This is a genomic window from Agreia sp. PsM10 (genome assembly GCF_030433855.1).
Taxonomy (GTDB): Bacteria; Actinomycetota; Actinomycetes; order Actinomycetales; family Microbacteriaceae; genus Agreia.
This window is the reverse complement of the sequence record NZ_JARUXC010000026.1, coordinates 1-17,244: the sequence shown is the minus strand read 5'-3', so window position 1 is coordinate 17,244 and position 17,244 is coordinate 1. Positions and strand designations below refer to the sequence as shown.

Here is a 17,244-nt window from a genome sequence, read left to right as displayed (position 1 = left end):
AACCCCCACCTACCGGCTCGCCCGACTCCTCGAAGCGGCCTAACCCCCAGCGTTGCAACCACCACTTGACATTGCCGCCTGCGAAGCGACACATCTCCGCACCTCAGTGCAGGTCTGCCCGCGACCAGCTCCTAGGCTCGCAGTATGACCGAATCGATTCCGCCCACCTCCGTTCGCCAGCTCCGTCTCGTGGTCGAGGCCGAAGACTACGACGCCGCCGTCGCGTTCTATCGCGACGCTCTCGGCCTCAGTGAGCAGGCCGCCTACGAGGGGGAGGGCGATGCGAAGGTCATGATCCTCAACGCCGGCATCGCCACCCTCGAGATCTCCAACCCCGCCCAGGTGCGCATGATCGACCGGGTCGAGGCCGAGGGAAAGCCGAGCGCGCGCATCCGGATCGCGTTCGAGGTCGACGACTCGCCCTCCGTCACGGACGATCTCGTGGCGGCCGGCGCCGAGCTGATCGCCGAGCCGCGCGAGACGCCGTGGCGCTCGGTCAACTCGCGCCTCGACGCGCCGGCAGGCCTGCAGCTCACGATCTTCCAGGAGCTCGACTCGCTAGAGACCCGCGAGAGCAGCCCTGACTTCGGCACGAGCGCCTGACCCGCGGTCGCGTCTGTTGCCCGGAGCGACGTCTGTTGCCGGGCGCCCGGGCACGTACGTCGCGAACGGCCACCTTCGCGACGATCGTGGCATGATTCTCACCGTTTTTCCGGCCTCGCGTTGCTGTGGCAGGCCTTCGTGGTCTACTTCAGCCTGGGCGGCCCGACCCCCATCTCGTCGGCGTCGGACATTGTGAGATACGACGTCACGGCGATACTGTGCGTCGGAAGCGTCATCGCCGCCTTGGTGATCTCGATAGTGCGAAGATCGGTGTGGCTCGTTGTATTCAGCAGCATCTTGGTGCTGGTAGCCCTCGGCGGTTCCGCGGTGTTCTCGGTTCCGGCAGGCAAATGGTTTCCTCCGGAACCGACGAGCGAGCCCCTGCCCTCTTACTACAAGCCTTGTTACAGCGGCAGCGGCGACTGCGACTGACGCCCGCGTCGCTCGGCTATTCGGCGGCGGGCCGGCCCGCGAACACGGCCGCGAACGCGCGCCCGGAGTCCTTGATCGTGCGCTCCTGCGTGTCGTAGTCGACGCGCACGATGCCGAAGCGCTTGTCGTAGCCCCAGGCCCACTCGAAGTTGTCGAGCAGTGACCACACGAAGTACCCACGAACGTCCGCGCCCTCGGCGATGGCCTCGGCCACGGCAGAGACGTGTGCCAGGATGAACGCGGCCCGCTCCGGGTCGTGCACTTCGCCGTCAGAAGGCACGTCGTCGTCGTAGGCCGCGCCGTTCTCGGTCATGAACAGCGGCGGCAGGTTCGGGTACTCGTGACCGAGGCGCACGAGCAGGTGGCGAAGCCCGTCGGGGTTCACCTCCCAGTCCATGGCCGTGCGCGGCAGGCCGCGGCTCGGGAACGTCAGGAATTCCGAGCCGACGAACGGTGAGCTCAGGGGGCGCCCGGTGTCGACGAGGTGCGGGTCGATGGCGCCCTCGCCCAGCGCATGGCCGCTCACGACGTCGTCGTGGTAGTGGTTGATGCCGAGGAAGTCGATGGGCGCCGAGATGATCTCGAGGTCGCCGTCGCGCACGATCTCAGACAACCGGATGCCGGCGGCCGCCAGGTCGTCGGTGACATCGGCGGGGTAGGCACCGCGCAGCACGGGGTCGAGGAAGATGCGGTTCATCATGCCGTCGAGGCGGCGGGCCGCATCGACGTCGACGGGATCGGCCGCGTCGGCGGGGATCGCGTTCGTGAGGTTGTAGGTGACCCCGAGGTTCTGGGCGCCGAGCTCGCGCAGGCGGTTCACGGCGAGACCGTGCGCGAGGTGGTGGTGATGCACGGCCTGGATGGCGGCGAGCGGCTCGCGGCGGCCGGGCGCGTGCACGCCGGCGCCGTATCCGAGCAGGGCCGAGCAGAACGGTTCGTTGAACGTGGTCCAGTGCTCGACCCGATCGCCGAGAACCGCGTAGACGCCCTCGGCGTAGTCGCGGAAGCGGTAGGCGGTGTCGCGGTTCGCCCAGCCGCCCTGCTCTTCGACGGCCTGCGGCAGGTCCCAGTGGTAGAGGGTGAGCCAGGGCAGGATGCCGGCGTCGAGCAGCTCGTCGACGAGGCGCGAGTAGAAGTCGAGGCCGGTGCGGTTGAACTCGCGGTCACCGGGCTTGATGCGCGACCAGCTCGTCGAGAAGCGGTAGGAGTCGAGTCCGAGCTCCTTCATGATCGCCACGTCGTGCTCGAAGCGGTGGTAGTGGTCGACGGCGACCTCGGGAGTGTCGCCGTTGATGATCGCGTGCGGAACGCGCGCGAACGCATCCCATACGGAGTCCTCCTTGCCGCCCTCGTGCGCCGCACCCTCGATCTGGGCGGCGGCGGTGGCCGAGCCCCAGATGAAGCCGGGAGGGAAGGACGTGAACGTGGGTGCGTCGAGCGACATGGCGGGGAGTGCTCCTCTATAGCGTCGGAGAGAGCGCTCTCTCCGCAATCTCACAACGGTAGGCGACCGCTCCGACGGGTGTCAAACCTGTCGGAGCGGCCGAGTGCCCGATCGTGGGGGGCCGAGCTACTCCCGAGGCTTCTGCGCGGGGACGCTTCCCGTCGTGGGCTCGATCATCGCTCCGGCCTGGCCGGCGGCGCGGGATGCCTCGAGCTGCATCTCGAGGGCGGCCGCGTCCTCGCGCTCGGCGTCGGAGGACTCGTTCGAGGCCGCCAGGGCTGCCGCGTCGTCCGAGGCCTCCTGCAGCGCCGACTTCTGGCGCAGGGGAGTCGCCTTGAGGAACCAGCTCAGCAGGAACGCCAGCAGCACGACGCCGAGGCTGATGTAGAACCCGGTGACCATGGCGCTCGAGAACCCGTCGAGGAACGGACGGGCCAGGCGGGGATCGATCAGGTTCAGGAACGACGTGTCGCCGTTCAGCGCCTGGCCGAGCGTGTTGGGCTGGCCGGACTGCGCCAGCTGGATCTGCGTGAGCACATCGACGTTCGCCTGATCCGCGACCACCTTCGGGTCCTGGCTCGCCGCGGTGATGCCGGCCACGACATCCGGGTCGCCGAAGGCCGTCTTGATCGCGTCGGGAGCGCGCGAGAAGACGACTGAGAAGATCACGGCCGTTCCCAGCGTTCCACCGATCTGGCGGAAGAACGTGGCCGCGCTCGTGGCCACGCCGATGTCGCGCGGACCGACCGAGTTCTGGCTCGCGATGGTCAGCGTCTGCATCAGCTGGCCGAGACCCAGCCCGAGCATCAGCATGCCGCCCATGATGAAGACGACGCCGCTGGTCGCCGTGGCGAACGTCAGGTAGAAGAATGCCGCCGACATGAGGAACGTGCCGACGATGGGGAAGATCTTGTACTTGCCGGTGCGGGCGATGACCTGGCCGGAGACGATGGAGGCGATCATCAGACCGACCACCATCGGGATCATCAGGAGGCCGGACTCGGTGGGTGTGGCTCCGTTCACGATCTGCAGGTAGAGCGGCAGGGTGAGCATTCCGCCGAACATGCCGAAGCCGACGAGGGTGCCGATGACGCTCGCCATCGAGAAGGTGGAGGAGCGGAACAGCGACAGCGGGATCAGCGCGTTGCTGCCCATGCGGCGCTCGACGAGGATGAACGCCACGATGCCGACGGCGCCGATGATGTAGCAGGCGAACGCCCCGACGGAGCCCCAGCCCCAGTCGCGTCCGTTCTCTGCCACGAGCAGCAGCGGTGCGATTCCCATCACGATGAAGGCGGCACCCCACCAGTCGATCCGGGTGTCGCGACGCGTGTGCGGAATGTGCAGGAAGCTGACGACGAGCACCATGGCGATGGCCGCCACCGGCAGGTTGAGCAGAAAGATCCAGCGCCATCCCGTGATGAAGAAGATCTCGTTGGTTCCGGAGATCAGGCCGCCGAGCAGCGGGCCCAGCACGCTCGAGACGCCGAAGACGGCCAGGAAGTAGCCCTGGTACTTGGCTCGTTCGCGAGGCGCGAGGATGTCTCCCATCACCGTGAGGGCGAGCGACATGAGTCCACCGGCGCCCAGACCCTGGATGGCGCGGAAGCCCGCGAGCTCGAGCATCGATGTCGAGATGCCGGCCAGGAGCGAGCCGAGGATGAAGATGGAGATGGCGATGATGTAGAGCGGGCGGCGACCGAAGATGTCGCTGAGCTTGCCGTAGATCGGCGTCGCGATGGTCGAGACCACGAGGTAGGCCGTGGTGACCCAGGCCTGCTGGTCCTGGCCCTTGAGGTCGTCACCGATCGTGCGCATCGAGGTTCCGACGATCGACTGGTCGAGCGCGGCCAGGAACATGCCGGCCATCAGTCCGAAGATGATGAACTTGATCTGGCGGGGCGAGAGCACCCCGCCCGACTCGGCGGCGGCCCGGGCGCGGTCGGCGCTGGTGCTTTTTGCGCGGCCTGCGGCGGCGCCATTCGTGCGTGGCATGAGGAGTCCTGAGCGAGAGAGGAGGAAAAGATGAAGGGTTCGCGCGAACAGAGCGTCGACAAACTTGCGCGGACTGCAAATTTACACCCCGTGAAAGCCGCATCTCAACTACGCGGCCGGCGATCTCAGGCAAACGTGGGCTTCCCCCGTAGGGTGGGATGGTGAACGAGTTGAGACAGCGCCGCGAACTGCGGCGCCGCGAACCCTCTCGTCGATCGAAGAACCGGGTGCTCATCGCCGGTTTCGTCGCCATCGTGTTCGTGATCGCGGGCGAGGCCGGCATCTGGGCCGCGACGGCTCAGCGCGCCAGCGTCGACGCATCCGTCGCCGCCGACGCGATAGCCGCTGCGGGCGACTCGTCCGCTCAGTTGACCGTTCCCACGCTCATTCCGGCGCCCGTCTTCACCGCGGCTGCGGCGACCCCGCAGGAGCCCGCCCCGGCGCCCGCATCCGACGGCTTCGACAAGTCGGCCCGCTCGATCGACGACCCCACGAGCATCTGGTTCGTCGTCAACAAGACGCGCCCGATTCCCGATGCGTCCTCCTACATTCCGCCCGATCTGGTCGACCTGCGCGCCGACATCCCCAACCCCTACGGCTACCCCCTGCGCCAGGAGGCCGCCGACGCGCTCGCCACCATGGCCGACGCGGCGACCGCCGAGATCGGCCAGCAGCTCGTGGCCCAGAGCGGCTACCGCGCGTACGACATCCAGGAGATCGTCTACAACCGCTACGTCGCGCAGCTCGGCACGGCCGGAGCAGACCTCACCAGCGCGCGCCCCGGCTACAGCGAGCACCAGACGGGCATGGCCGTCGACATCCTGGCCACGGGCAGCGGGTGCTCCCTCGACGGCCCGTGCTTCGGCGAGACGACCGCGGGCCAGTGGCTTGCCGCCAACGCCTACCGCTTCGGCTATCTGCTGAGCTATCCGGCCGACAAGACCGCGGTCACGGGCTACGAGTACGAGCCGTGGCACTTCCGCTACATCGGCGTCGACCTCGCGACAGAGATGCACAACGAGGGCGTCACGACCCTCGAAGAGTTCTTCGGCCTGCCCGCCGCGCCCGGCTACCTTGAGTAGGCCCGAGGCCGCCGCGCGATCCCAGAGCATCCTCGACCGGCCTTACCGCCTGGTGAGCATCGGTGCCTGCGCACTCATCGTGATCGCGGCCTTCGAGCAGCTCGCCGTCACCACGATCATGCCCGCGATCGCGCGCGATCTGGATGGGCTGGCCCTCTACGCCCTGGCCTTCGCGGGCCCGCTCGCGTCGGGCGTGATCGGCATGGTGCTGGCCGGCGACTGGTCGGACCGGCGCGGCCCGGTGAAGGCGCTCTACGCATCCGTCGCCCTGTTCGCCCTCGGCCTGGTGATCGCGGGAACCGCCACCTCGATGCCGCTCTTCGTCGCCGGCCGGCTCGTGCAGGGTCTCGGCGGCGGAGCGCTCACCGTGGCCCTCTACGTGATCGTCGCCAAGATCTACCCTCCCGGCCTGCAGCCCAAGATCTTCGGCGCGTTCGCGGCGGCCTGGGTCGTTCCCGCGCTCGTGGGCCCGTTCATCGCGGGCGTCGTCGGCCAGTACCTCGGGTGGCGCTGGGTGTTCCTCGGCGTCGTCGTGCTGGCCCTTCCTGCCCTGGCGATGGTGGTGCCCGGCATGCGCAGCATGGCCCCGCACGACCGGCTCGAGGCCGACGGCCGCAGCAGCGCCGCGCGCGCACTCTGGGCCGTGCTCCTGGCCGTCGCCATCCTGGGTCTGAATATCGCCGCCGATCTGGATGGCGTGGGCCGCTGGCTGCTGGCCATCGGCGGCCTGGTCGTCGCGCTCGTGGCCCTCCGGCCGCTGCTGCCCGCTGGCAGCCTGCGCCTCGGTCGGGGGCTGCCGAGCGTGATCGCGGTGCGCGGCCTTCTCTCCGGCGCGTTCATGGGGGCCGAGGTGTACCTGCCCTACGTGCTCACCGAGCGGTTCGGCCTCACGGCGGCGCTCGCCGGGCTCGCGCTCAGCTTCTCGGGGGTGGCCTGGGGCTCGTCGTCTGTTGTGCAGGGGCGCCTCGGTGACCGGGTCACGCACCGCACCGCCATCCGTATCGGCATTCTCGGCGCGACGATCGCGATCGCCATCGTGCTGCTCGTGACCGCGCTCGACCTGCCCGCCTGGGTCATCATCGGAGGCTGGTTCGTCGGGGGAGCGGGAATGGGATTCGCCTATCCGCGCATCACGGTGCTCACCTTCGACTACTCGGCGCCGGCGGAGCAGGGGTTCAACTCCTCGGCCCTCGCCATCGCCGATTCGGGCGGGGCCGCCATCGCGCTGGCGCTCGGAGCCGTCGCCTTCTCGGTCGCCGGCAGTCCGGGGAGCCAGCCGTCGTTCGTGGCGACCTTCGCGTTCTCGCTGGTGGTCGGCATCCTGGCCCTGCTGGTGAGCGCACGCGTCTCGGAGCGTGCGCCGCGCATCTGACGGAGCGCACGTAACACAGGGCGATTCCTGATGGCACCCATATGAGGCACACATAAAGATGTGTTGGGATGGAATCACCCCTAGTCAGGCGCTCGTCTTTCCTCTTCGTGCGCCTCGAGTTTCTCCGGAGGAAACCATCTCTCGTCGTACCCGAACCACCCGCTCGCTCGTCGCATCCCTCTTCGTCGCCGCCCTCGCTCTCACCGGCTGCACGGCCGTCGAAGAGACGAAGACCGAAGGGGCGGAGCAGGTCAAAGAAGAAGATGTGACGCGCATCGACACGATCTCGCCGGCATCCGGGTCGCTTCTGGGCGGCGAGACGATCACGCTCACCGGCGAGGGACTGTCGGATGTGTCGAGCGTGGTGTTCGGCGGGGTCTCGGCCATGTCGATCACGGCGGCGGCCGACAACCAGCTGCAGGTCATCGCGCCTGCTGCGGTCGACTACGCGGTGGGTGCGGTGAGTGTCACCGCCCTGAGCGGAGACAACGAGGTCATCGCCAGCGCAGCGAATTACGACTACCAGGTCGTCACCCCGGTCGACGCGCAGATGCAGTACGCGTTCGCCCACTGGCAGGACTACAACGACGAGGTGTGGGGCACCTTCCCCGACAACGACTGCGGCAACTTCGTGAACCAGACCCTCATCGCCCGTGGATGGGTGCAGACGGACGAGTGGTACAGCGAGTGGAACACCACCGGTGACTTCAGCGACAGCTGGGCTCGTGGTCCCGCCATGGACGCGTTCTTCGCATCGCAGACCGACCGGGCAACGCGCCTGTCGCTCGAGCAGCGCGACCAGGTCAAGGTCGGAGACGTCGTGATGTTCGACTGGGATCCCGCCAATGAGAACGGCGTCGACCACACGATGCTCGTCTCGAAGGTCGACCCTGCCACCGGTGCGATCAGCATGGCCGGACACACGATCGACGCGCAGTACCGCGACCTCGACCAGGCCATCACGGTCGAGAACCCGGGCGCGACCGCCTGGTTCTACAGCATCGCGTAGGGTCTCGGCTCGTTCCCTGAGCTTGTCGAAGGGCGTTCGATCTGCCGACACCTCCCCTTCGACAGGCTCAGGGAGCGGTGCGCGCTACTCCGCGAGGGCCTCGTCGACGATCGCCTTGGCCTCTTGCTGCACCTTACGCAGGTGCTCCTCGCCGAGGAAGCTCTCCGCGTAGATCTTGTAGACGTCTTCGGTGCCGCTGGGGCGCGCCGCGAACCAGGCATTCTCGGTCACGACCTTGACCCCGCCGATGGCCGCGCCGTTTCCGGGCGCGTGGCTGAGCTTCGCGATGATCTGCTCGCCCGCGACCTCGGTGGCGGTGATCGCGTCGCCGTCGAGCTTGCCGAGCCGGGCCTTCTGCGCCTTCGTGGCGGCGGCATCCACTCGCTCGTAGGCGGGCGAACCGAAGGTCTCAGTGAGCTCGGCGTAGAGCACGCTGGGCGTCTTGCCCGTGACGGCCAGGATCTCCGCCGCGAGCAGGCACAGGATGATGCCGTCCTTGTCGGTCGTCCACACGGTGCCGTCGAAGCGCAGGAAGCTCGCGCCGGCACTCTCCTCGCCGCCGAACGCGACGGTTCCGTCGACCAGCCCGGGCACGAACCACTTGAAGCCCACGGGCACCTCGAGCAGCGTGCGGTCGAGCTCTGTGGCGACCCGGTCGATCATGCTCGACGACACGAGGGTCTTGCCGATCGCGGCGTCGGGCTTCCAGTCGGCGCGGTTCGCGTACAGGTACTGGATGGCGACGGCCAGGTAGTGGTTCGGGTTCATGAGGCCGCCATCCGGGGTCACGATGCCGTGCCGGTCGGCGTCGGCGTCGTTGCCCGTGAGGATGTCGTAGTCGTGCTGGTGGGCGAGAACCGATGCCATGGCGCTGGGCGACGACGGGTCCATGCGGATCTTGCCGTCCCAGTCGAGGGTCATGAAGCCCCACTGCGGGTCGACCAGCGGGTTCACCACGGTGAGGTCGATTCCGTAGCGCTCGCGGATGGCCTGCCAGTAGTGCACGCTGGCGCCGCCCAGGGGGTCTGCGCCGATGCGGATGCCCGACTTCTTGATGGCCTCCATGTCGATGATGGTGCCGAGGTCGTTCACGTAGTTGTTCATGAAGTCGTAGGTCTCGACGGCGCTGGGCTCGGCGCGCTTGACGCCGTGCAGGCCGTCGGCGAGAAGCTCGTTGGCGCGGTTCGCGATCCAGCCCGTGGCGTCGCTGTCGGCCGGGCCTCCGTGCGGCGGGTTGTACTTGAAGCCGCCGTCCGCGGGCGGGTTGTGGCTGGGCGTCACGACGATGCCGTCGGCCTGCCCTTCGAATCCTTCGGTCGTTCCCTGAGCCTGTCGAAGGGCCAGGTTGTACGCGATGATCGCATGGCTCACGGCGGGCGTCGGGGTGAAGCTGTCGAACTCGTCGACGAGAACACGCACCTCGTTGCCCACGAGCACCTCGAGGGCCGTGGTCTGGGCGGGGCGGCTGAGCGCGTGCGTGTCGATGCCGATGAAGAGGGGGCCGGTGATGCCCTGGCTCGCGCGATACTCGACGATCGCCTGCGTGGTCGCGGCGATGTGGTCTTCGTTGAAGGCGGTGTTCAGCGACGAGCCGCGGTGGCCACTCGTGCCGAACACGACCTTCTGGTCGGCGATGGAGACATCGGGCTTGAGGTCGTAGTAGGCGCGAACGAGCGCCTCGACATCGACCAGATCTTCAGGGAGGGCAACGGTGCCGGCGCGGTTTTCCATGCCTCACAGTCTGGCACTCCGGCACCGTGGAGAGGCGGTGCCGCTCTTATTCAGGAAAAACGCGCCCGCCGTGTGCGAAAACGCCGATACCGACTCCTTTGTCCTGCGTATGAGCGCGATGCGCTCGAACAGTTGACCTCTGGAAGGCTTCGTTCCACCGCGTCCAATAGGCTCTGAGCCATGTCCGATGCACCCGAGCCCGCCGCCGCCTCCGAGAGCTACAGCTACCTGGGCCCGCGGGGCACGTTCACCGAGGCGGCCCTCGCGCAGGTTCCGGATGCCCGTGGCAAGGTCTGGCGGAGTGTCAACAATGTGGGCGAGGCGCTCGACGACGTCGTCACCGGACGCAGCGTCGCGGCGATGATCGCGATCGAGAACTCGATCGAGGGCGGGGTGAGCGCGACCCAGGACGCGTTGGCGAACATCCCGAACCTGCGCATCGTGGGCGAGTATCTCGTGAAGGTGCAGTTCGTTCTGGTGGCCCGCCCGGGAACGACGCTGGCCGACGTCGAGGTCGTCAACGCGCATCCGGTCGCCTATACCCAGTGCCACCACTGGCTCGATGCCAACCTGCCGAGCCACGGCCACATCCCGGCCACCTCGAACGTCGCCGCCGCCGCCTCGCTGTTCGAGAACGACCTGGCCGACGCGGCCGTCGCGCCTCCCGGAATCGTCGACCACTACGACCTCGAGGTTCTCGCCGAGAACATCGGCGACAACGACAACGCGGTCACCCGGTTCGTGCTGGTCAGCAGGACCACCGCGATCCCGCCGCGCACCGGCGCCGACAAGACGAGCCTCATCGTCGAGCTGCCCGACGACCGGGCGGGTTCGCTGCTCGAGCTGCTCGAGCAGTTCTCGACCCGCGGGGTGAACATGAGCCTGCTGGAGTCCCGGCCGATCGGCGACGCCCTCGGTCGCTATCGCTTCGTGATCGATGCCGATGGGCACATCCTCGACGAGCGGGTGGCGGACTCGCTGCTCGGCGTGCGCCGCTTCAGCCCGAAGGTGATCTTCCTCGGCTCGTACCCGCGCGCCGACAAGGCGCCCATCGAGTACATTCCGCGTTACGACGACGACGTGTTCATCGAGGCGCGCGACTGGCTGCGCGGAGTGATCTCGGGCGAGCCGGACGCCTCGTAGCCCCCTTCGACAGGCTCAGGGAACGGAGACCGTTCCCTGAGCCTGTCGAAGGGCCCGCTCTAGAACTCGGTCATCGCCGTCTCGCCGCGCAGGTGGGCGATCATGTTGAGCACCAGGAAGTTCCAGTTCTGGAACCCCTTCGTCATGATCGGCTCCCCGTTGTCGGGGTTGTAGAACTCGTGCATGCTGCCGGTGCGCTCGAGATCGCGCCCGAACAGCAGCACGGTCTTCTCGGCCAGGTCGGTCGCCTCGGCCTCGAATCCGTACTTCTGCAGGCCGCGGAACACCAGGTAGTTGCTCACGCCCCAGATGGGTCCGAGCCAGTTCGACGGGTTGTTGGATGCCCGCAGGTTGTACTGCTTCTCGAGTCTCGAGAGGGTGCGCACGCCATAGTTGGCGAAGAACGTGCGCGGCTCGAGGTATCTCTGCCGCATGCGCTCGGCCTGCTCCTGCGACGCGAAGCCCGCCCACAGCGGCATGAAGCTCGACCAGCTGTCGATGCGCAGCAGCAGCGAGTTCCAGGTTCGCGGGGCGCCGCGGTGGAGCCAGTCCTCCGGGTCGATCGGGCGCAGGTTGAGGTCGACGCTGTAGTAGGTGCCATCGCGCTCGTCCCAGCAGTGCAGATTCACCGCGTCAGCGAGGTCCTGGGCGTAGCCGCGCCACACGTTCGCCTCTTTCACGCGGCCGGCCTCCTCGAGCAGGTAGCCGAACGCGAGGAGCTCGCGGTAGAGCAGGGAGTTCAGATAGATCGATGCCGTGCTCTTGGCCGGGCGGTAGAACACCGAGGGGTCGTTGTCGACGCCGATCGCGAAGTCGCTCTGCCAGTAGGCGAGCCCGGTGGCCTCGTCAACGTGGCTGTCGAGGTAGCGCCGCAGATAGGTCTCTATCGCATCGAGCTTGCCTGTCACCCACTCGATGCTGCCGGAGCGCTGCGAGAGCAGCGCCGCGTGCTGGGCGATGATCGGCTTGTGCATGTTCTCGGAGAATCCGGCCGCGCGAGACGGATCGCCGTGGATCATCGGGCCGTCCGGCTTCAACAGAATGGGCATCACGCCGTCTTCATCGGTGTGGTCGAGGAAGTTGAGGATGACGCCCTCCTCGTACTCGCGGAAGCGCCCCCGCTCGTCGATGTCGGCCTCGACCTGCCCGAGGGCGACGCTGATGAACCAGGAGTCCCAGTCCCAGAGCGTAGACGAGTAGTAGGGGGAGTCCGCCGTGGCCGGAACCGTGTAGGGGTGACGCAGGATGCCGGTGGGCGGTCGCATCATCTGGTCGCTGCTGGTGTGGATGTAGTCCACGATCCTCTGGGCCAGGTGGTCGTGCATCGGATGCCTCTCGTTCGTCGCCATTGATGGTTCGATCGTACATTGAAACGTTCCAACCCGGGGGTGGGATCTGCCGACCTTTGTCGGCGACGAGAGCTACGCGGGCACCCTCACGCGCAGCGCGCCGGGTTCGACCCAGCTGTGCACGGCGGTGACCTCGCCGAACTCGTCGCCGTCGAGCTGGAACTCCTCGGGCTCTGCGACCACCAGCTGCAGGTCCTTGCCGGTGCGGTAGGTGACCGAGCGCACATCCTTCGACAGGTCGATGATCTTGCGACCGGCCGCCGACTTGCGCAGCACCCCGTTCTCCCACGCGATCTTGTTCCACACCTTGAGCCAGCCGAAGGGGCCCTCGGGGCGCAACGCCATGATGTCGAGCACCCCGTCGTCGAGCCGGGCATCCGGAATGAGGAGGACGCCGCCGGGCAGCACCCCGCAATTGCCGACCATCACGGTGTGCGCCGAGGTCGACTTGAACGGGGCGCCGTCGATCGAGAAGCGGAACTTCACCGGGTGCAGTTCGGGCAGCGACCGACCCACGCCGTCGACGTAGGCCAGCCAGCCGACGGCCTTCTTGAGGCGCGAATTGGTGTTGGCGATCATCTTGGCGTCGAGGCCGAGGCCGGCCATCACCAAAAACACGTGCTCCTGGACGTCGCCGTCGGGTCGGGTGATCGCGGCCAGCCCGAGGTCGATGACGCGGTCTTTTCCCGCGAAGATGATGCTGAGCGCCCTGTCGGTGTGCGGAACGCCCATGTCGAGGTTGCGCGCGAGCAGGTTGCCGGTGCCGCTCGGCAGGAGACCGAGGGCGGCGCCGGTGTTGCGGAGTCCTTCTGCGACGGCCCTGACCGTTCCGTCTCCGCCGGCCGCGATGACCACGGTGGCTCCCTGTTCGACCGCCTGTCGCGTGAGCTTCTGGCCGGCCTCGTCGATCGTGGTCTCGAACCAGAGGGTCGTGTCGAACCCGGCCGCGGCGGCGGCCCTGTCGACCTCGGCGCGCAGCTTCGAGACGTCGACCTTGATCGGGTTGTACACGACAGCGGCCCTTCGGGGCTGCGCGGGTTCCTCGATAGTGGCCACGAGTGTAAAGCTACCGTCTTGTCGTTCACTGTCGGAGACCCGGGCGCGCGTGCGACGAAAGGTAGGCTTGAACGGTGATCGATCCCGTACTGCTGCGCGAAAATCCCGATGTCATCCGCCGATCGCAGGCGGCGAGGGGCGACTCCGTCGACCTCGTCGATGCGGCCCTGTCTGCCGACGCCGCGCGGCGGGCCGCCATCCAGGAGTACGAGAACCTGCGCGCGACCCAGAATTCGTTCGGCAAGAAGGTGGCCCAGGCCGCCAAAGACGAGAAGAAGGCGCTGGTCGCCGAGGCCCAGTCGCTGGCCGCCGAGGTCAAGGCCGCGAGCCAGCGGGCGACGGATGCCGAGGGCCGGTTCACGACGATCGTGCGGCAGATCGCCAACCCGATCATCGACGGTGTGCCCGCCGGCGGCGAAGACGACTTCGTGACGCTGCGCGAGGTGGGCGACCGACCCGCATTCGACTTCGAGCCGAAAGACCACGTCGAGCTCGGCGAGACGCTCGGCATCTTCGACCTGGCCCGCGGAGCCAAGGTCTCGGGTGCGCGGTTCTACTACCTCACCGGAATCGGCGCGCGCCTAGAACTCGCCCTCATGACGCTGGCGCTTGACCGCGCGGAGAAGAACGGCTTCGTTCCGCTCATCGTTCCGACGCTGGTGCGGCCCGAGATCATGGCCGGCACCGGGTTCCTCGGCGAGCACTCCGATGAGATCTACTACCTGCCCGCCGACGACCTCTACCTCACGGGCACGAGTGAGGTGGCGCTCGCGGGCTTCCACTCCGACGAGATCCTCGACCTCGAGGGCGGCTCGAAGCGCTACGCCGGATGGTCGACCTGCTACCGACGCGAGGCCGGCTCGGGCGGAAAAGACACCCGCGGAATCCTGCGCGTGCACCAGTTCAACAAGCTCGAGATGTTCAGCTACGTGCTGCCCGAGAACGCCGAGGCCGAGCACCTCGCCCTGGTGTCGTACCAGGAGCAGATGATGCAGGACCTGGGGCTCAGCTACCGGGTCATCGACACAGCCGCCGGCGACCTCGGTTCGTCGGCCGCGCGCAAGTACGACATCGAGGCGTGGATTCCCACCCAGGGCTCGTATCGCGAGCTCACCTCGACGTCGAACTGCACCACCTTCCAGGCTCGCCGGCTCGACACCCGCTATCGCACCGAGAGCGGCAAGACGGCCCCGGTCGCGACGCTCAACGGCACCCTGGCGACGACCCGCTGGATCGTCGCGATCCTCGAGACCCACCAGCAGGCCGACGGCTCCGTGATCGTGCCCGAGGTCCTGCGGCCGTACCTCAACGGGGTCGAGAGAATCGAACCGAAGTGACCGACTCTGCGACCGGGCCCGACGTGTCCGCCCAGCCCACGGCATCCGCTGATCGCTGGCTGCTCGCGCTCGACATCGACGGCACCATCATCTACGAGGACGGCACCCTGACCGATGCCGTTCGTGACGAGGTCGCCCGGGTGTCGGCGCTCGGCCACGAGATCATGCTGGCCACGGGGCGGTCTGTCGCATCCACTCTCCCTGTGCTCGATCAGCTCTCGATCACGCCCGAGTACGTGGTGTGCTCCAACGGGGCGATCACGCTCAAGCGCGACCCCACGGCGCCCGTCGGCTACAGCCGCGAGTTCGTCGAGACGTTCAACCCGGGGCCGGTGCTCACCAAGATCCGCTCTCACCTGACCGAGGCCAGCTTCGCCGTCGAAGACGAAGAGGGCAACTTCTGCTACTACGGCGCGTTCCCCGTCTCCGTCGCCGATGTGGGCAGCCGGGCCGTGCCGTTCGAGCAGCTGCTCGACATCGAGGCCACCCGCGTCGTCGTGATCTCTCCCGACCACGACATGGAGGACTTCCTGGCCCTCGTCGAGCGCATGGGCCTGCACCGCGTGAGCTACGCGATCGGGTGGACCGCCTGGCTCGACATCGCCCCCGACGGCGTGAACAAGGCCACCGGCCTCGAGCGCGTGCGCGAAGCGCTGGGCATTCCGCGAGATCGCGTCTTCGCCATCGGAGACGGTCGCAACGACATCGACATGCTCACCTGGGCCGGCGCGCACGGCCGCGGCGTAGCCATGGGCCAGGCGCCCGACGACGTGCTGGCCGTGGCCAGCGAGGTGACGGCATCCGTGCACGACGACGGCCTGGCCGTCGCCCTTCGCCCGTTCTGACGGGCGCCGTGCTCGTTCCGAACCCATCGGTGGATGCGGTTCGGTTAGAATCGTGGCTTGTTCGGTTCTGCCGGGCAAGGAGGGCTGTCCGAGCGGCCGATGGAGCCAGTCTTGAAAACTGGTGGGCAGAAATGTCTCTAGGGTTCGAATCCCTAGCCCTCCGCGCATTCCACCCCGATGACCATGGACCCGAAACCATGGGCGTGAAAGGACCCGAATGAGTGCAGCCTCATCGCGTCGTCGCACGCCCGCGCCTCGACCCACGGCCATTCGTCATGGGCGCCAGCGCACGGGCACGATCTTCGCGGAGCTGTTCAGAGCCGTCGGGCTGGTTCTCGCCGTGGTGCTGGTGAGCGGCGTCTCGCTCGCGGCGATCGCCACGTGGGACGTGCGGAAGGATCTGACCGTCGTCGCGCTCGCGGGCGAGGAGTCTGATGCTCCGCCGCCGAACATCGCGGCCATCGACGGGGGAGTCAACCTGCTGCTCGTGGGCAGCGACAGCCGCGAAGGCCAGGGTGAGGCATACGGCGACGAGACGTCGAATCTCAACGACGTGACCATGCTGCTGCACGTCTCGCAGGACCACTCCAGCGCCTCGGTCATCAGCTTTCCCCGCGACCTCATCGTGTCGATCCCCGAGTGTCCCGACGGCCAGGGCGGAACGAGCGAGGCCATGTCGGCGCAGCCGATCAATGTGACCCTGCTCTACGGCGGCCTGCCGTGCACCGTTCTGACCGTCGAGAAGCTCACCGGGCTCACGATTCCCTTCGCCGCCGAGGTGCAGTTCAACGGCGTGATCGAGATGTCGAATGCGGTGGGCGGCGTGCCCGTGTGCGTCTCTTCGCCGATCGACGACGAGTGGACCAACACGCACCTCACCCCGGGCACGCACCAGCTGCAGGGCATGGATGCGCTCCAGTTCCTGAGAACACGGCATGGGGTGGGCGACGGAAGCGACCTGGGGCGCATCAGCTCGCAGCAGGTCTTTCTGTCGTCGCTGGTGCGCACAGTGAAGAGCACCGAGACCCTCACCGACGTGACCAAGCTCTATGGGCTGGCGAAGGCCGCCACCGGCAACATGCAGATCTCGACCAGCCTGAGCTCGCCCGACACCATGGTCTCCATCGCGCTCGCGCTCAAGGACATTCCGCTCGAGAACATCGGGTTCTACGCCTACCCGGGAACGACAGGCGGGTCGGGTGTGTACGCCGGCAAGGTGCAGCCGAATGCGGCCGACGCCGAGGCGATGTTCGCAGCGATCCGCGCCGACGAGTCGATCGTCGCCGAGGCGGGCAACACCGGCCTCGGAGCCGAGGTCGACCCCAACGCCCTTCCGCCCGTGACCGAGGCGGCGTCGAGCGATGCCGCTACGCCGTCACCTGACTCGGCGGCGCCTGCCGACATCGCGGCTGCGGCGGCACGGGACTCGTCTGCGATCGTCCTGCCCAAGAGCATCACGGGCCAGTCGGCCGCCGAATACACCTGCAGCAAGGGCTTCGACTACTGATCGATCGGGCCGAAGAGAGACATTCGGCCGACGTCGGCTATGATTGCTGAGGCGCAAGCCAAGGAGACGTCGCATAGTCCGGCCTAGTGCACCACCCTGCTAAGGTGGAGTGGGGGAAACCCCACCGAGGGTTCAAATCCCTCCGTCTCCGCACCTGATGTTTTTCACTCGGTGAAACCCGCTCGGCCCGTCGGCCAGGCGGGTTTTTGCGTATGCACCGGTTCCCCTGCCACTGAGGTGCGGACTTTTGCCGCATCCCATCGGGCAGAGTCATATGGTCGTTGCAACGCTCTGATTGATCGGAGTGTTGATGTCGACGAAGAAGTATGGCGTTCGGTA

Annotated in this window: 13 protein-coding genes and 2 tRNA genes; 10 read left to right on the top strand and 5 right to left on the bottom strand. The window is 67.5% G+C overall.

Annotated features, from left to right (window positions below; translation table 11 throughout):
* Positions 1-144: 144 nt before the first annotated feature.
* Entirely contained in the window at positions 145-603 is a 459-nt protein-coding gene (locus QCD70_RS18885) for a VOC family protein (RefSeq protein WP_301219150.1), read from the top strand.
* Positions 604-1,051: 448 nt separating this feature from the next.
* Here the strand turns inward: QCD70_RS18885 and QCD70_RS18880 are convergent, their stop codons facing one another.
* Positions 1,052-2,479: a glycoside hydrolase family 1 protein gene (locus QCD70_RS18880; RefSeq protein WP_301219148.1), complete on the bottom strand. Its 1,428-nt coding sequence runs from the start codon at positions 2,477-2,479 to the stop codon at positions 1,052-1,054.
* A gap of 126 nt (positions 2,480-2,605) precedes the next feature.
* Positions 2,606-4,474, bottom strand: a complete 1,869-nt coding sequence (locus QCD70_RS18875) for an MDR family MFS transporter (RefSeq protein WP_301219146.1) — start codon at positions 4,472-4,474, stop codon at positions 2,606-2,608.
* A 161-nt stretch (positions 4,475-4,635) separates the two neighbouring features.
* Here QCD70_RS18875 and QCD70_RS18870 point away from each other — a divergent pair, with 161 nt between their 5' ends.
* From QCD70_RS18870 to QCD70_RS18860, 3 genes are read left to right on the top strand one after another with little or no spacing between them, the layout of a single operon-like run.
* Positions 4,636-5,556, top strand: coding sequence for a M15 family metallopeptidase (locus QCD70_RS18870; protein ID WP_301219144.1), 921 nt, complete (start codon positions 4,636-4,638; stop codon positions 5,554-5,556).
* Positions 5,549-6,928 (top strand): MFS transporter, encoded by a 1,380-nt coding sequence (locus tag QCD70_RS18865; protein ID WP_301219142.1) that lies wholly within the window; start codon positions 5,549-5,551, stop codon positions 6,926-6,928. The genes QCD70_RS18870 and QCD70_RS18865 overlap by 8 nt, the downstream gene beginning before the upstream one ends.
* 58 nt (positions 6,929-6,986) lie before the next feature.
* Positions 6,987-7,937: an amidase domain-containing protein gene (locus QCD70_RS18860; protein WP_301219140.1), complete on the top strand. Its 951-nt coding sequence runs from the start codon at positions 6,987-6,989 to the stop codon at positions 7,935-7,937.
* Between the two features lie 84 nt (positions 7,938-8,021).
* Here QCD70_RS18860 and pgm read toward each other — a convergent pair whose 3' ends face one another.
* On the bottom strand, positions 8,022-9,668 hold the full coding sequence (gene pgm, locus QCD70_RS18855; RefSeq protein ID WP_301219139.1) for a phosphoglucomutase (alpha-D-glucose-1,6-bisphosphate-dependent): 1,647 nt from the start codon (positions 9,666-9,668) through the stop codon (positions 8,022-8,024).
* A 180-nt stretch (positions 9,669-9,848) separates the two neighbouring features.
* On the opposite strand from pgm, the gene pheA reads away from it, so the two are divergent.
* Positions 9,849-10,811, top strand: coding sequence for a prephenate dehydratase (gene pheA / locus QCD70_RS18850; RefSeq protein ID WP_301219136.1), 963 nt, complete (start codon positions 9,849-9,851; stop codon positions 10,809-10,811).
* A 59-nt stretch (positions 10,812-10,870) separates the two neighbouring features.
* Here the strand turns inward: pheA and QCD70_RS18845 are convergent, their stop codons facing one another.
* Both QCD70_RS18845 and QCD70_RS18840 read right to left on the bottom strand, forming a co-directional pair.
* Positions 10,871-12,160 (bottom strand): MGH1-like glycoside hydrolase domain-containing protein, encoded by a 1,290-nt coding sequence (locus QCD70_RS18845; RefSeq protein ID WP_301219134.1) that lies wholly within the window; start codon positions 12,158-12,160, stop codon positions 10,871-10,873.
* Positions 12,161-12,232: 72 nt separating this feature from the next.
* A complete protein-coding gene (locus QCD70_RS18840; protein ID WP_301219132.1) occupies positions 12,233-13,216 on the bottom strand; it encodes a diacylglycerol/lipid kinase family protein in 984 nt (327 codons plus the stop codon).
* Positions 13,217-13,290: 74 nt separating this feature from the next.
* On the opposite strand from QCD70_RS18840, the gene serS reads away from it, so the two are divergent.
* The 5 genes from serS (at position 13,291) to QCD70_RS18815 (ending at position 17,056) form a co-directional block, all read left to right on the top strand.
* Entirely contained in the window at positions 13,291-14,553 is a 1,263-nt protein-coding gene (gene serS, locus QCD70_RS18835) for a serine--tRNA ligase (RefSeq protein WP_301219130.1), read from the top strand.
* Entirely contained in the window at positions 14,550-15,398 is an 849-nt protein-coding gene (locus QCD70_RS18830; RefSeq protein ID WP_301219128.1) for an HAD family hydrolase, read from the top strand. Before serS ends, QCD70_RS18830 begins: the two co-directional genes overlap by 4 nt.
* A gap of 78 nt (positions 15,399-15,476) precedes the next feature.
* A tRNA-Ser gene (locus tag QCD70_RS18825) sits at positions 15,477-15,561 on the top strand.
* Between the two features lie 54 nt (positions 15,562-15,615).
* The gene (locus QCD70_RS18820) at positions 15,616-16,905 is read left to right on the top strand and encodes an LCP family protein (RefSeq protein ID WP_301219126.1); all 1,290 of its coding nucleotides are present in this window, start codon (positions 15,616-15,618) and stop codon (positions 16,903-16,905) included.
* Positions 16,906-16,967: 62 nt separating this feature from the next.
* Positions 16,968-17,056: transfer RNA gene (locus QCD70_RS18815), tRNA-Ser, on the top strand.
* The last annotated feature ends 188 nt before the right edge of the window (positions 17,057-17,244 follow it).

Bases quoted from the DNA above. Each gene is read 5' to 3' on its own strand.
- QCD70_RS18885 (WP_301219150.1), top strand. From the start codon at position 145: ATGACCGAATCGATTCCGCCCACCTCCGTTCGCCAGCTCCGTCTCGTG.
- QCD70_RS18880 (WP_301219148.1), bottom strand. From the start codon at position 2,479: ATGTCGCTCGACGCACCCACGTTCACGTCCTTCCCTCCCGGCTTCATC.
- QCD70_RS18875 (WP_301219146.1), bottom strand. From the start codon at position 4,474: ATGCCACGCACGAATGGCGCCGCCGCAGGCCGCGCAAAAAGCACCAGC.
- QCD70_RS18860 (WP_301219140.1), top strand. From the start codon at position 6,987: ATGTGTTGGGATGGAATCACCCCTAGTCAGGCGCTCGTCTTTCCTCTT.
- pgm (WP_301219139.1), bottom strand. From the start codon at position 9,668: ATGGAAAACCGCGCCGGCACCGTTGCCCTCCCTGAAGATCTGGTCGAT.
- pheA (WP_301219136.1), top strand. From the start codon at position 9,849: ATGTCCGATGCACCCGAGCCCGCCGCCGCCTCCGAGAGCTACAGCTAC.
- QCD70_RS18845 (WP_301219134.1), bottom strand. From the start codon at position 12,160: ATGGCGACGAACGAGAGGCATCCGATGCACGACCACCTGGCCCAGAGG.
- QCD70_RS18820 (WP_301219126.1), top strand. From the start codon at position 15,616: ATGAGTGCAGCCTCATCGCGTCGTCGCACGCCCGCGCCTCGACCCACG.